Source organism: Bradyrhizobium betae, from assembly GCF_004123905.1.
GTDB classification, from domain to species: domain Bacteria; phylum Pseudomonadota; class Alphaproteobacteria; order Rhizobiales; family Xanthobacteraceae; genus Bradyrhizobium; species Bradyrhizobium betae_A.
Window position 1 is genome coordinate 1 of sequence record NZ_MZXW01000028.1, and the last position, 12,572, is coordinate 12,572.

Consider the following 12,572-nt stretch of genomic DNA (forward strand, 5'->3'; position numbering starts at 1 on the left):
GAGCAGCTGGCCGTCAGGCCGCTCGACCGCGACGGCCGTTACGGTGTCTTCTTTGCCAGCTGGCAGGTCGGCTCAATCGACTTGACCCGCGGTCAAACTGTCAGTGATGTGTCCGAACAACCGTCAGCTATGTCCCCGGTCTGAACATCAAGCCGGGCGATGACACTGATCGTATGGCACGAGCACGCCGTCACGCCGCCGACTTCCCCTCGAACGCCCGCCGCAGCACAGCCTCATCCAGCTTCACCATCTTCATCATGGCCTGCATCGCACGCGCTGCCGCGGCCTTGTCGGGGCTCGTGAGGAAATCGAACATCACTTTCGGCACCACCTGCCAGGACACGCCCCAGCGATCGCTGATCCAGCCGCACTGCTGCTCCTTGCCGCCATGCGCCAGGAACGCACCCCAGACGCTGTCGACCTGAGACTGATCGTCGCAATGGATCATCAGCGAGAGTGCGTGAGTGTATTCCATCTTCATGCCGCCGTTGAGCGCGACCAGCGGCTGGCCGGCCACCGTGAACTCGACGACGAGCACCGAGCCTGTCTTGCCGGAGGGGCCGTCCGAAACGTTCTGCTGAATGTGTGTGATCTCCGAATTCGGCACGAGCGAGGTATAGAACTTCGCAGCCTCCTCGGCATCGCCGTTGAACCACATGCAGGGCACGAGCTTGGACATGGAGAACGCTCCTCTTCAGGTTTTGAATGCTCTCGGATTTCGATCAGGCGTTCGCCATCTCGGACTGCGCGGCGAACGCCGCGAGGTCCATCCAGTTCACACCCCACATATGGCCATCCGGATCCTCGAAGCTGCGACCGTACATGAAGCTGTATTCGTCAATCGGGCTGGGATCGGCCACTCCGCCCGCCGCCTCGGCCCTGCCGACGATATCGTCGACCTCGTTGCGACTGTCAGCGGACAGGCAGAACAGCGCCTGGTTTGAGGTCTTTGCATCCGCAATCGGCTTCGGCGTGAACTGACGGAATTTGTCGTGCGTCGTCAGCATGACGTAGATGGTCTCGGAAAAGACCATGCAGCTGGCCGTATCGTCGCAGAATTGCGGGTTCCTGGTTGCACCGACCGCTTCGTAAAAGGCGGTCGCGCGCTTGAGGTCGGTCACGGGCAGATTGAGGAAGATCATCCTGGGCATCGGAAGCTCCTTGGGCGGGATTCTGCCCAAGGACGGACGGGCCGACAGCCACCCGACATCGCTTCCGGATATTTTTTCAAGCCGCGCCTGCTGGTTCTGTCGCACAGAACCGGCAGGCTTTTTGGCAGGCCCTTACTTCTTCTCGCTGGGATCCCGGTGAATGGGATCGACCCACAGCACGGTCTCGGGCTTCTCGACCGGCTCGATGTCGAGGTTGATCGCGACTGCCTCGCCGTCGCTGCGCACCAGCACACATTCCAGCACCTCGTCCGGGCTGGCATTGATCTCCTGATGCGGCACGTAGGGCGGCACGAAAATGAAATCGCCGGGGCCGGCCTCCGCGGTGAATTGCAGGCTCTCGCCCCAGCGCATCCGCGCCTTGCCCTTTACGACATAGATCACGCTTTCGAGATGGCCGTGGTGATGCGCACCGGTCTTGGCGTCGGGCTTGATGCTGACCGTGCCTGCCCACAATTTCTGCGCGCCGACGCGGGCGAAATTGATCGCGGCTGCGCGGTCCATGCCGGCGGTCGACGGCACGTTGGTGTCGAGCTGGTTGCCGGGGATGACGCGCACGCCGTCATGTTTCCAGCGATCGTCATGATGATCGTGGTCATGGTGGGAATGCGTATGGTCATGGCCGGTCATGATTCTTGCTTTCTGTTGGTTCCGTGCGGGCGAAACTAACCAAAGCGGCGACATCAAGCCATACCAAAATCGGAACTCTCGTAGCCGCCAAGTGTTGTCCTCGCGAGCAAACCGAAAGGAGAGTTTCATGGGTAGCACGAGCGACAAGATCAAGGGCACCGCCAACGAAGCCATCGGCAAGGCCAAGCAGGGTATCGGCGAAGCCACCGGTTCCGATCGTCTGCAGGGCGAAGGCGCTGTCCAGGAAGTGAAGGGCAAGGGCCAGAAGGCGATGGGCGATGCCAAGGACGCCGCGAAGGACGCGATCGATCGCGCTGCAGCGGCGGCACGTCGCGCGGCGGAATAACGCACACAAGACTGAAAATGAAAAGACCGGCCGAAAGGCCGGTCTTTTTGTTTGCGGGCGCGCAGTGCACTCACTTCACCGCGAGCAATTCCACGTCGAACATCAGCGTCGCGTTCGGCGGGATCACGCCGCCGGCACCGCGCGCGCCGTAGCCGAGCTGCGGCGGAATGATCAGCGTGCGCTTGCCGCCGACCTTCATCGTGGCAACGCCCTCATCCCAGCCGCCGATGACGCGGCCCTTGCCGATCGGGAATTCGAACGGCTCGTTGCGATCGACGGACGAGTCGAATTTCTTGCCCTTCTGGCCGTTCTCATAGAGCCAGCCGGTGTAGTGCATCACGCAGATCTGGCCGGGCTTTGGCGAGGCGCCGGTGCCGACGACACTGTCGATGGTCTGCAAGCCTGAAGCTGTAGTCATGGTCTTTCCTGCGGTCTGGGCCGAGGCCGTGGTGGAAACGAAGCCGGACACGCCGCCGATCACGGTGATCGCGAGTGCCGACATGATGGCGAGGAGCACGCGCTGGACACGCTGCATTAGGCACCTTCCGTTTGAGGCGGGAGGTGTCTAGCGCAATGCGATGGTCGTTTCCAGCCCTCGAACCTCGATCAATAACCCAGCGCGCAGCCGTCCTTGCGCGGGTCGGAACCGCCGGTGAGCGTGCCCTTGTCCCAATCGATCCAGATCGCCTGGGCGCCGCCGAGCGGGCCGACCACGGTGGTGGTCTTGTGGCCGAGCTTCTTGAGACCTTCGACGATCTCGGCCGGCACGCTGTCCTCGAGCTGGTACTGGCCCTCGTAGTGGAGACCGCGCGGCATGTCGATCGCCTCCTGCACGTCGCAGCCGTAGTCGAGGAGGTTGGTCAGCAAATGAGTCTGACCGGTCGGCTGGTACTGACCGCCCATCACCGCGAACGGCATCACGGACCGGCCGCCCTTGGTGAGCAGGCCCGGCATGATCGTGTGCAGCGGGCGCTTGCCGCCTTCGATGCAGTTGGGATGGCCCGGCTGGATGCGGAAGCCGCCGGCGCGGTTCTGGAACAGCACGCCGGTGTTGTTGGAGACGATCGCCGAGCCGAAGGAATGCGCGACCGAGTTGATGAACGAGCAGACGTTGCGATCCTTGTCCACCACCGTGATGTAGATGGTCGAGGGGTTCATCGGCGGCGCGACGTTGGGCAGGTCGAGCAAACCGTCCATCCGGATCTTGCTGATGTGCTCGTCGGCAAAGCCCTTTTCGAGCATCTCGGCGACGTTGATCTTCATGTGCTCGGGAGAAGCGACGTGCATCTCGCGGTTCATGTAGGCGATGCGCGCAGCTTCTGCCTCGAGATGGAAGCGCTCGATGCTGACGGGCGCGTATTTGGTCAGGTCGAAGCGCGACAGGATGTTCAGCATCAGCAGCGCGGTGACGCCCGGACCGTTCGGCGGGCACTGCCAGACGTCATAGCCCTTGTACATGGTGCCGATGGGCGTCGTCGTCTCGGTGGTGTGCGCGGCGAAATCGTCGAGCGTGTGCAGGCCGCCGATACCGCGCAGGGTTTCGACCATGTCCTCCGCGATCGCGCCCTTGTAGAAGGCGTCGCGGCCGTCCCTGGCGATCGCGCGCAGCGTCTTGCCGAGCTCGGCCTGGCGGATGACGTCGCCGGCCACCGGCGGCTTGCCGCCCGGTAGCAGGTAACGCGGGGTGTTGGTGCCAGCCTTCAGCTTCTCGAACTGGTTCTTCCAGTCGAAGGCGATGCGGGGCGCAACGACGTAGCCTTCCTCGGCCGCCTTGATCGCGGGCTGCAGCAGCCGGTCGAAGCCGAACTTGCCGTGGTCGCGCAGCACGGTCGCAAACGCGTCGATCACGCCGGGGATCGAGACCGCGTGTGCCGAGGTCAGCGGCACGGACGTCATCTTGCGCTCGAGATACCAGTCGGCATTCGCGGCCTTGGGCGCGCGGCCGGAGCCGTTATAGGCGATGATCTTGCCCTCACCGCGCGGCTGGATCAGCGCAAAACAGTCGCCGCCGATGCCGGTCGATTGCGGCTCGATCACGCCGAGCACGGCCGACCCCGCCACCGCCGCGTCCACCGCCGTGCCGCCCTCGCGCAGCACCTCGATCGCGGCCAGAGAGGCCTGCGGATGCGAGGTCGCCACCATCGCGTTGGTGGCGTGGACCGTGGATCTGCCGGGGAAGTGGAAGTTTCTCATCGAATTCTTGCTCTCTTGGGGCGGTGGGCGCAGCTGGCGCGCCATCTCGGAAAACCCGGCCTACATGACACATTCCCGCCTATCCGGGCAATGCTGGCATACCAGGGAAATGGCTGCCATCCGCTGGGCGTATAGACGTTATCAACCTCCGGCGATGCGGGTTTTCTGGGCGCTGCCCGCCTGCTAAACGAGCCGCCAGGATTCTAGAGAACATGATCATCAAGGTCGCCGCCTTCTACCAATTCGCCGCCCTGCCCGATTACCGCGAGCTGCGCGAGCCGCTGCGGGCGTTCTGCGCTGACCTCGAGCTGAAGGGCAGCGTGCTGCTGGCCGGCGAAGGGATCAACGGCACGATCGCGGGCGCCCCCGGGGCGATCGATGCGTTCGCCCATGAGCTCGGGCACGGCGTCATGTTCGGCGGCCGGCTGGACAATCTCGAATTGAAGTTCTCGACTGCCGAAGCCATGCCGTTCGGGCGGCTCAAGGTGCGGCTGAAGAAGGAGATCGTTACGCTCGGCGACGCGGCCGCCGATCCGACCCGGCAGGTCGGCACTTATGTCGATGCGAGCGAATGGAACGCGTTGATCGCGGCACCCGACACCCTCGTGCTCGACACCCGCAATGCCTTCGAGGTCGCGATGGGGACGTTCGAAGGCGCGGTCGATCCTGACATCAAGAGCTTCGGCCAGTTTAGGGAATTTGCCGCGGAACAGCTCGATCCGGCGAAGCACCGCAAGATCGCGATGTTCTGCACCGGCGGCATCCGCTGCGAGAAGGCCAGCGCGCATCTGCTGGCGCGCGGCTTTGCCGAGGTCTATCACCTCAAGGGCGGCATTTTGAGATATCTGGAAGAGGTGCCGGAGGCGCAGAGCCGCTGGCGCGGGGAATGTTTTGTGTTCGACGAGCGCGTCGCGCTCGGTCACGGTTTGCGCGAAAAAGACAAGGGACACGGCCGTGACGAATGAGACCAACAGTCTGGCCGAGCGCATCGACGCGCTGGAGACGCGCGTCGCCTATCAGGACGACACCATCGAGACGCTGAACCAGACCATCACCGCGCAGTGGAAACAGATCGACGCGCTGACGCGGAAGATCACAGAACTCGGCGAGCGGCTTCAGGAAGCGGAGGCGAATACGCCGGGCGCAGCCAACGAGCGCCCGCCGCATTATTGAGCTCTATTACTCGCCGACCGCCTTGGGCAGCAGGCGCGCCACCTCGACCGACATCATCAGGCGGTCGCGCCCGGCTTCCTTCGCAGCATAGAGCGCCTGATCGGCAGCCTCGACGAGTGTGCCTATGCCGGCGGTGCGCTCCAGCGCCGGCCGGCAGGTTGCGCCGCCGAGCGACGCGGTGACGTAGCCTGACGCATGATTGGTGCCGTGGACGAGGCCCGCCTCGCGGATGGCCCTGCGGATCCGCTCGCCGATCCGCCTGCAGCCGGCGGCGTCGGTGTTCGGCAGCAGCATGGCGAATTCCTCGCCGCCGTAGCGTGCCGCGAGGTCGCCGGGACGCTTCATCTCGGCCGCGATGACCTGCGCCACCACGCGCAGGCAGGCATCGCCCGCGGGGTGGCCGTATTCGTCGTTGTAGGACTTGAAGTGATCGACGTCGATCATCAGCAGAGCGAGGCTGGAGCGGTCGCGATAGGCGCGCGCCCATTCCTCGTTGAGCCGCTCGTCGAAGCGGCGGCGGTTGGCGAGCCCGGTGAGGCTGTCCTCGATCGCGAGCGTCTCGAGCCGGGTCTCCAGCTTCTTCTGCTCGGTGATGTCGCGCGAGATCGCAACCACGCCATCGACCTTGCCGTTGTCCTTGCGCGTCACCCGCATGGTCGATTCGAGCCAGACCTCGGTGTTCGTCCGGTGCGTGTTACGGTAAGTGACGCGCGCCTCCTCCGTGTCGCCGCGCTTCATGGCATCGACGATGGCCTGGACCTGCGGCCGGTCGTCCGCATGAATGCCCGCGAGCGCGGGCGTGCCGATCAGCTGGTTGGCGCGCCAGCCGACGACGCGGCTGGAAGACGGCGAGACATAGCGCAGCCGCTCGTCGAGCCCGATGCGGGTGACCATGTCGCTGGAGCCTTCCGCGAGCAGGCGGAAATGCGCCTCCTTCTCGACCAGCGCCGCAGCCATGCGCTGCCCGCGTTGCAACTGCCGCACCAGCACCGCGCCGATCACCGCGATCAGCATCACCAGAGCAAGCACGTAGAGCATGCGGGAAATCGCGGCTGCGCGCCAGGGCGCGAGCAGTTCGTCCTTGTCGACGGTGGCGAGCAAAACCAGCGGGTAGCGGCCAGAGCGCTTGAAGAAACTGACGCGTTCGGCGCCGTCCAGCGGGGACTTGAAATGATAGGCGCCGTTCGGCCGTTGCAGGCTGGCGTCGCGGAACAACGGCGTGTCGCCAACGCTGCGCCCGACGAACTTCTCGTTGCTCGGGTTGCGCGCGATGATCAGGCCGTCACCATGCATCAGCGCCACCGAGCTGTTGCGGCCGATCTCGAACTGCTCGTAGAAGTGCGAAAGATATTTCGAGCTGATGGCCGCAAGCACGACGCCGCCAAAGCTGCCGTCCGGCTTGTTGAAGCGGCGCGACAGCGTGACGACCCATTCGCCGTCGAGCAGGCTCTTCACGGGGTGGCCGACATGGGCCTCTCGTTTCGGGGACAACTGATGATAGCGAAAGAACGCATCGTCGCTGAACGTCGAGCCGATTGTACCGGGTGAGGTCAGCGAGTTGCCCTGGTCGTCGATGGCTGCGAGGCTGTGCACGCGGTCCATCGCCGTCTTTCGCGCATCCAGGAGGCTTCTGAGCTTGGCGATGGTGGCAGGATCGGTGCCGTCAATCTCCAGCCGGCTGACCACACCGACCACCCCGTAGTCGAGCAGGTCGAGGCTGTCCTCCGCATGCTGGGTCAGCGATCGCGCGACATTCGCCATTTCGGTCTCGGCGCCCCTGAGCACCTGGTCGCGCGCAGCCCATTCACGCCAGCCGCTGACGCCGAGGATGGTCGCGCAAGTGAGCACGACGAACGCCGCCGCGCGCAGGGGCAGGCGGCTCCATCCGGCTCTCTGTGAGGCGACGTTCATGCGGCAGAATCTCCGATCGCCGGAAGTTCCACCGCTTCTGTTATTGAACTCTGAAACGCTCGCCGACATTCGCAGGAATATGCGGGTTTTCCCGTACTCCTACGGACCGGGGCTTCCGCAGATCACTAACAAGGTCTTAGCAAGCCTATCGGAAACCGGCGACCCACCCTGCTAGCTGAAGATCGCCTTAACCTTGTCCCAGAGCGAGGGATTGTCGGCGTCGGCATCGGCCTTCGAGGGCGTGGGCTGCGCGGCGCTCACGGGATCGGACGCCGGGAAGCTATCTTCCAGGCCAGTATCGAGCTTGGCATGACGATCGGCAGCGAGCGCCTCGCGCAGGTCGTCGGCGTGCTTGTCATGCGGCGCGGGGTTGAATGTCTGAGCCATGGAATTCCTCCTCCGTTGGCTGATCAACGCGGCGCATTTGCACTGGTTCCCCTGTTCCGCTTCGGCCTCTCACGGTGTATCAGGAACCTCAATTCTGCGTCAGGATCCTTCGTGCCCCAGTCTGCGACAAAGCCCTTCATCGACGTGCTCTCCGGCCAGCGGCAAGCCGTCCCGCCCATGTGGATGATGCGGCAGGCCGGCCGCTATCTGCCTGAGTATCGCGAGGTGCGGGCCAAGGCCGGCGGCTTCCTCGATCTCTGCTTCAATCCGGAGCTTGCCGCCGAAGTCACGCTGCAGCCGATCCGCCGGTTCGGCTTTGATGCCGCGATCATCTTCTCCGACATCCTGGTGATCCCCTATGCGCTCGGCCGCTCCGTGCGCTTCGAGGTTGGCGAGGGTCCGCGGCTCGAGCCGCTGGATGATCCCGCCAAGGTCGCAACGCTCGCAGCGCACGCCGATTTCGGCAAGCTCAATCCGGTGTTCGAGGCGCTCAAGCTCGTGCGCGGTGCGCTCGATCCAAAAATCGCGCTGATCGGCTTCTGCGGCGCGCCGTGGACGGTTGCGACCTACATGGTCGCGGGCCACGGTACGCCCGACCAAGCGCCGGCGCGCATGATGGCCTACCGGCATCCGGAAGCGTTTGCGAAGATCATCGACGTGCTGGTCGAGAGCTCGATCGACTATCTGCTGAAGCAACTCGCTGCCGGCGCCAACGCCTTGCAGATTTTCGACACCTGGGCGGGGGTGCTGCCGCCGGCCGAATTCGCGCGCTGGTCGGTCGAGCCGACGCGGCGCATCGTCGAAGGCGTACGCAAAAAAGTGCCGGATGCGAAGATCATCGGTTTTCCGCGAGGGGCAGGCGCGCAACTGCCGGGTTACGTCGAAGCGACCGGCGTCAACGCGGTCAGCATCGACTGGACCGCGGAGCCGGCCTTCATCCGCGAGCGCGTGCAGAGCAGGGTCGCCGTGCAGGGCAATCTCGATCCGCTTGTGCTCATCACCGGCGGCGCCGCGCTCGACCGCGCGGTCGACAACACGCTGGCGAATTTTGCGCAAGGGCGGTTCATCTTCAATCTCGGCCACGGCATCCAGCCGGAGACGCCGATCGCCCATGTCGAGCAGATGCTGAAGCGCGTGCGGGGGTGATTTTTTCGTCCCCAACGGGACGGGAAAACAAAAACCGCGAAAACAACCCCATGCACAGTAGGGAAGTCGTTGGATCACTTTATATATTCTTATAATCCGAAATTTTTCTTGACCCGTCGGGCAAAACAGGGGCATAGTGTCACCATCCCGCCGTTGCTGCTTCGAGCAAAGCCAGATCTCAATCCCTCCGCGGATAGACTCCGGGTTGCTTCGCTGCGCCCGCAATGACGCCGGAGATGTCAGCGCGGCCGGCTGCGCTCGATGATCTCGGCGGCGCCCTTGCTCAGCAGATCGAGACCTACCGCACGACCGAGCTCACGCGGGCGATTGGCGAGGCCTGTGTGCGAGACCTCGATGATGGTATTGCCGGAGAGGTCGAGCACGGAGGCCGTGAGCGACATCTGATCGCCTGCGATGGTCGAGAAGCCGGCGATCGGCGAATTGCAGTGGCCGTTGAGCACCCACAGCACCTCGCGCTCGGCATCAGCGCAGGCGTGCGCGGCGTGATCATCGATCGATGACAGTATCTGTCGGGTCTGCCAGTCCTGCGCCGCGCATTCGACGGCGACGATGCCCTGCCCTGCCGCAGGCAGCATCTCCGCCGCAGTGAATTCGTAGGCGATGCGATGAGAGAGACCGACGCGATCGAGGCCCGAGCGCGCCATGATCAGCGCATCCGCGGGGCCCACCGCGCCGCCATCCGGCAGGCGCTGCATCTCGCCATTGTCGAGCTTGCGGACGCGGGTGTCGGCCGCGCCGCGGAAATGAATTACGTCCACATCCGGAAACAGCCGGTGCACATACGCCGCGCGGCGCACCGCGTTGGTGCCAATTTTAAAACCTTTGCCGCGCGACTGGCGCAGCGCTTCCAGCGTGACGCCCTCACGCAGCACCAGCGCATCGCCCGGCGGATCGCGCGACAGCGTGGCGCCGATGACGAGGCCGGGCGTGTCCTCGTTACCAGGCATGTCCTTCAGCGAATGCATCGCCGCCTGCAATTCGCCCGAGAGCACGGCGACGCGGATCTGTGCCACGAAGGCGCCGCCCTTGCCGCCATGCGGCAGCAGCTTGCTGGTCTGGTCGAGATCGCCGGTGGTGTCGAACTTGACGATCTCGACGTCGAGATCGGGCATGGCGGCGGTCAGACGGCGCGCAATCTCTTCCGTCTGTGCCAGCGCCATCGCGCTCTTGCGGGTGCCGATCTTGAATCGCGTAGCCAAGCCGTTCTTCCTTTCGAGCCGCGTATTTAACGCGCATCCTCCAATATCATGTCCGAGGCCTTTTCGGCGATCATGATGATCGGCGCGTTGGTGTTTCCCGACACGAGGTCCGGCATGATCGAGCCATCGACGATTCGGAGGCCATCGAGCCCCCTCACCTTCAGCCGCTGGTCCACCACCGCGAGCGCGTCATTGCCCATACGACAGGTCGAGGTCGGATGGTAGATGGTGCTGCCGCGCTCGCGGCAATAATCCAACAGCTCGGCGTCCGTGGATACCTTCGTCCCGGGATCGTACTCGCTGACCACGAACGGCTTCAGCGCCGGCGCATTCAAGATCCTGCGCAGGATTTTCAGACCTTCGACGTTGGTGGTGCGATCGGTCTCGGTCGACATGTAGTTGATGCGGATCTCCGGCGGCACGGTCGGGTCCGCGCTCCGGATGCGCAAGGAACCACGGCTCTCGGGACGGAGCTGGCAGACCGACGCGGTGAAGCCGGAGAAATCATGCAGCCTCTCGCCCATCTTGTCGGTCGAGAACGGCAGGAAATGCACCTGGATGTCGGGCGAAGCCAGCCGCGGATTGGTCTTGAAGAACGCGCCCGCCGTGCCGGCCGCGATCGTCAGCCAGCCCTTTCGGAACAGCGCATAGCGCGCACCGGCCAGCGTGCGGCGGAGCGGATTGTTGACGGTGTCGTTGAGCGTGATCTTCTGCGAGCAGCGCATCACGATGCGGACCTGCATGTGATCCTGGAGATCGTGGCCGACGCCTTGCGCATCGAGCACGACATCGATGCCGTGCTTGCGGAGGAGATCCGCAGGGCCGACACCGGAGAGCTGGAGCAGTTGCGGCGAGTTGTAGGCGCCGCTGGACAGCACGACCTCCTTGCGTGCCCGCGCACGGCGCACGGTTGCGCCCTGCCCGTATTCGACACCGACCGCGCGGCGGCCCTCGAACAGCACGCGCTGGCCGAGCGCCGAGGTTTCGACCTTGAGATTGCCGCGCGTCTGGGCCGGTCCGAGATAGGCCACAGCCGTCGAGGCACGGCGGCCATTGCGCGTCGTGGTCTGGAACAGGCCGACACCTTCCTGCGTGGCGCCGTTGAAGTCGGGGTTATAAGGCAGACCGGTTTCGACGGCAGCGTCCATGAAAGCCTTCGACAGCGGATCGGTCACAACCATGTTAGAGACCGGCAGCGGCCCGCCGGTGCCGTGATATTGATCGGCGCCGCGCGTCTGGTTCTCGGCCTTCTTGAAGTAGGGCAGCACATCGTCATAGCCCCAGCCGGCATTGCCGCGCTGGCGCCAGCGATCGTAATCCTCGTGCTGGCCGCGGACATAGAGCAGACCGTTGATCGAGCTCGATCCGCCGAGCGTTTTTCCACGCGGCTGGAACACCTGGCGCCCCTTCAACTCGGGCTCCGGCTCGGTCTGGTACATCCAGTTGACGGTCTTCTCCTTGAACAGCTTTCCGTAGCCGAGCGGCACGTGGATCCAGATGTTGGAGTCCTTCGGACCGGCCTCGAGCAACAGCACGCTGTGCTTGCCGTTCGCCGACAGGCGGTTGGCGAGCACGCAGCCGGCGGAGCCGGCGCCGACGATGATGTAGTCGAACTCGGGATCGGACGGTGCAAGGGAGGAATTTGCGTTCATGCGCTATTCTTTTTGTTGGTGTGGGCGTTTCCATTTCGTCACTAGCACAATCATGCAGCGACACGCAGCGCCTCGACCAGCGACTTGAACGCACGGGCATATTCCGCGCCTGCCCTTGCGATATCCGCGCGCCCGGCGCAGGCGACCGCGGCCTCCGTGACTGCGCCGAGCAGCAGCCGCGCCAGCGGCTCGACCGGCTGCCGCGCGATCAGGCCGGCCTCCATGGCTACCGCAAGCGCACGCGGCATCTTGCCGCCAAAGTGTTTTGCGTCGATCTCGCGCCAGCGCTCCCAGCCGAGCACGGCCGGGCCGTCGCGCAAAATGATCTGGCCGGTCGGCCCTTTGGCGGTCGCGGCAAAATAATGCTGGGTGCCGGCGACCATCGCGGCGAGCACGTCCTTCTCAGTGCGGGCGGTCCGGTCGATCTCGGCGACAAGGTCGCGCGAGACGGAATCGAACACCGCTTCGAACACCGCCTCCTTGGTCTTGAAGTGGTGATAGACCGCGCCCTTGGCGACGCTGGCGCCTTCCGCGATCTCGTCCATGGTGGTGGCGGCAAAGCCTTGCGTCCCGAACAGGCGGCGCGCCGCCGCCAGGATTGCTTCCGAAGTCGCCGCCCGCCGCTCCGCCTGCTTTGCCATGGGGTCTCGTCTATTGTGTGATCGGGGAGGGAACGCACTTCCGTCGGGACGGCTAGCGAGTCTGATCCATCAGGCTCTAATCGAATTCGCCTCACGTGGCCAGT

At 64.4% G+C, this 12,572-nt stretch carries 14 protein-coding genes and 1 pseudogene; 5 read left to right on the top strand and 10 right to left on the bottom strand.

Going from position 1 to position 12,572, the window contains the following annotated elements; genetic code table 11:
* A pseudogene (locus B5V03_RS42425) lies at nt 1–144 on the top strand (IS481 family transposase); the annotation flags it as partial.
* Between the two features lie 46 nt (nt 145–190).
* Here the strand turns inward: B5V03_RS42425 and B5V03_RS23240 are convergent.
* From B5V03_RS23240 to B5V03_RS23250, 3 genes are all read right to left on the bottom strand, one after another.
* The gene (locus B5V03_RS23240; protein WP_129272721.1) at nt 191–679 is read right to left on the bottom strand and encodes a VOC family protein; all 489 of its coding nucleotides are present in this window, start codon (nt 677–679) and stop codon (nt 191–193) included.
* Between the two features lie 43 nt (nt 680–722).
* Nucleotides 723–1,151 carry a VOC family protein gene (locus B5V03_RS23245; protein ID WP_129272722.1) on the bottom strand — a complete coding sequence of 143 codons (429 nt, stop codon included), beginning with the start codon at nt 1,149–1,151 and terminating at the stop codon, nt 723–725.
* A gap of 132 nt (nt 1,152–1,283) precedes the next feature.
* Nucleotides 1,284–1,799, bottom strand: a complete 516-nt coding sequence (locus B5V03_RS23250; protein WP_129272723.1) for a cupin domain-containing protein — start codon at nt 1,797–1,799, stop codon at nt 1,284–1,286.
* Nucleotides 1,800–1,926: 127 nt separating this feature from the next.
* Between B5V03_RS23250 and B5V03_RS23255 the strand changes: the two genes are divergently transcribed.
* The gene (locus tag B5V03_RS23255; protein ID WP_129272724.1) at nt 1,927–2,145 is read left to right on the top strand and encodes a CsbD family protein; all 219 of its coding nucleotides are present in this window, start codon (nt 1,927–1,929) and stop codon (nt 2,143–2,145) included.
* 70 nt (nt 2,146–2,215) lie between these two features.
* On the opposite strand, the gene B5V03_RS23260 is transcribed toward B5V03_RS23255, so the two are convergent.
* The gene (locus B5V03_RS23260; RefSeq protein ID WP_129272725.1) at nt 2,216–2,680 is read right to left on the bottom strand and encodes an FKBP-type peptidyl-prolyl cis-trans isomerase; all 465 of its coding nucleotides are present in this window, start codon (nt 2,678–2,680) and stop codon (nt 2,216–2,218) included.
* 71 nt (nt 2,681–2,751) lie between these two features.
* A complete protein-coding gene (gene ggt, locus B5V03_RS23265; RefSeq protein ID WP_164988224.1) occupies nt 2,752–4,338 on the bottom strand; it encodes a gamma-glutamyltransferase in 1,587 nt (528 codons plus the stop codon).
* 212 nt (nt 4,339–4,550) lie between these two features.
* Between ggt and B5V03_RS23270 the strand changes: the two genes are divergently transcribed.
* Both B5V03_RS23270 and B5V03_RS23275 read left to right on the top strand, forming a co-directional pair.
* Nucleotides 4,551–5,303 (top strand): rhodanese-related sulfurtransferase, encoded by a 753-nt coding sequence (locus B5V03_RS23270; protein WP_129272727.1) that lies wholly within the window; start codon nt 4,551–4,553, stop codon nt 5,301–5,303.
* Entirely contained in the window at nt 5,293–5,511 is a 219-nt protein-coding gene (locus B5V03_RS23275) for a SlyX family protein (RefSeq protein ID WP_129272728.1), read from the top strand. Before B5V03_RS23270 ends, B5V03_RS23275 begins: the two co-directional genes overlap by 11 nt.
* A 6-nt stretch (nt 5,512–5,517) precedes the next feature.
* Here the strand turns inward: B5V03_RS23275 and B5V03_RS23280 are convergent, their stop codons facing one another.
* Both B5V03_RS23280 and B5V03_RS23285 read right to left on the bottom strand, forming a co-directional pair.
* The gene (locus B5V03_RS23280) at nt 5,518–7,422 is read right to left on the bottom strand and encodes a sensor domain-containing diguanylate cyclase (protein ID WP_129272729.1); all 1,905 of its coding nucleotides are present in this window, start codon (nt 7,420–7,422) and stop codon (nt 5,518–5,520) included.
* A gap of 171 nt (nt 7,423–7,593) precedes the next feature.
* Nucleotides 7,594–7,809: a hypothetical protein gene (locus tag B5V03_RS23285; RefSeq protein ID WP_129272730.1), complete on the bottom strand. Its 216-nt coding sequence runs from the start codon at nt 7,807–7,809 to the stop codon at nt 7,594–7,596.
* A gap of 111 nt (nt 7,810–7,920) precedes the next feature.
* On the opposite strand from B5V03_RS23285, the gene hemE reads away from it, so the two are divergent.
* Nucleotides 7,921–8,955, top strand: a complete 1,035-nt coding sequence (gene hemE, locus B5V03_RS23290) for a uroporphyrinogen decarboxylase (protein WP_129272731.1) — start codon at nt 7,921–7,923, stop codon at nt 8,953–8,955.
* 239 nt (nt 8,956–9,194) lie between these two features.
* Here the strand turns inward: hemE and hemC are convergent, their stop codons facing one another.
* The 3 genes from hemC to B5V03_RS23305 are packed head-to-tail and all read right to left on the bottom strand — an operon-like array spanning nt 9,195 to nt 12,468.
* Nucleotides 9,195–10,175, bottom strand: coding sequence for a hydroxymethylbilane synthase (gene hemC, locus B5V03_RS23295; RefSeq protein ID WP_129272732.1), 981 nt, complete (start codon nt 10,173–10,175; stop codon nt 9,195–9,197).
* A 26-nt stretch (nt 10,176–10,201) separates the two neighbouring features.
* Nucleotides 10,202–11,827 (bottom strand): GMC family oxidoreductase, encoded by a 1,626-nt coding sequence (locus B5V03_RS23300; RefSeq protein WP_129272733.1) that lies wholly within the window; start codon nt 11,825–11,827, stop codon nt 10,202–10,204.
* Between the two features lie 50 nt (nt 11,828–11,877).
* Complete coding sequence (locus B5V03_RS23305; RefSeq protein ID WP_129272734.1) at nt 11,878–12,468, bottom strand: TetR/AcrR family transcriptional regulator; 591 nt, start codon at nt 12,466–12,468, stop codon at nt 11,878–11,880.
* Between the last annotated feature and the right edge of the window lie 104 nt (nt 12,469–12,572).

Bases quoted from the DNA above. Each gene is read 5' to 3' on its own strand.
- B5V03_RS23240 (WP_129272721.1), bottom strand. From the start codon at position 679: ATGTCCAAGCTCGTGCCCTGCATGTGGTTCAACGGCGATGCCGAGGAG.
- B5V03_RS23245 (WP_129272722.1), bottom strand. From the start codon at position 1,151: ATGCCCAGGATGATCTTCCTCAATCTGCCCGTGACCGACCTCAAGCGC.
- B5V03_RS23250 (WP_129272723.1), bottom strand. From the start codon at position 1,799: ATGACCGGCCATGACCATACGCATTCCCACCATGACCACGATCATCAT.
- B5V03_RS23255 (WP_129272724.1), top strand. From the start codon at position 1,927: ATGGGTAGCACGAGCGACAAGATCAAGGGCACCGCCAACGAAGCCATC.
- B5V03_RS23260 (WP_129272725.1), bottom strand. From the start codon at position 2,680: ATGCAGCGTGTCCAGCGCGTGCTCCTCGCCATCATGTCGGCACTCGCG.
- ggt (WP_164988224.1), bottom strand. From the start codon at position 4,338: ATGAGAAACTTCCACTTCCCCGGCAGATCCACGGTCCACGCCACCAAC.
- B5V03_RS23270 (WP_129272727.1), top strand. From the start codon at position 4,551: ATGATCATCAAGGTCGCCGCCTTCTACCAATTCGCCGCCCTGCCCGAT.
- B5V03_RS23280 (WP_129272729.1), bottom strand. From the start codon at position 7,422: ATGAACGTCGCCTCACAGAGAGCCGGATGGAGCCGCCTGCCCCTGCGC.
- B5V03_RS23285 (WP_129272730.1), bottom strand. From the start codon at position 7,809: ATGGCTCAGACATTCAACCCCGCGCCGCATGACAAGCACGCCGACGAC.
- B5V03_RS23300 (WP_129272733.1), bottom strand. From the start codon at position 11,827: ATGAACGCAAATTCCTCCCTTGCACCGTCCGATCCCGAGTTCGACTAC.
- B5V03_RS23305 (WP_129272734.1), bottom strand. From the start codon at position 12,468: ATGGCAAAGCAGGCGGAGCGGCGGGCGGCGACTTCGGAAGCAATCCTG.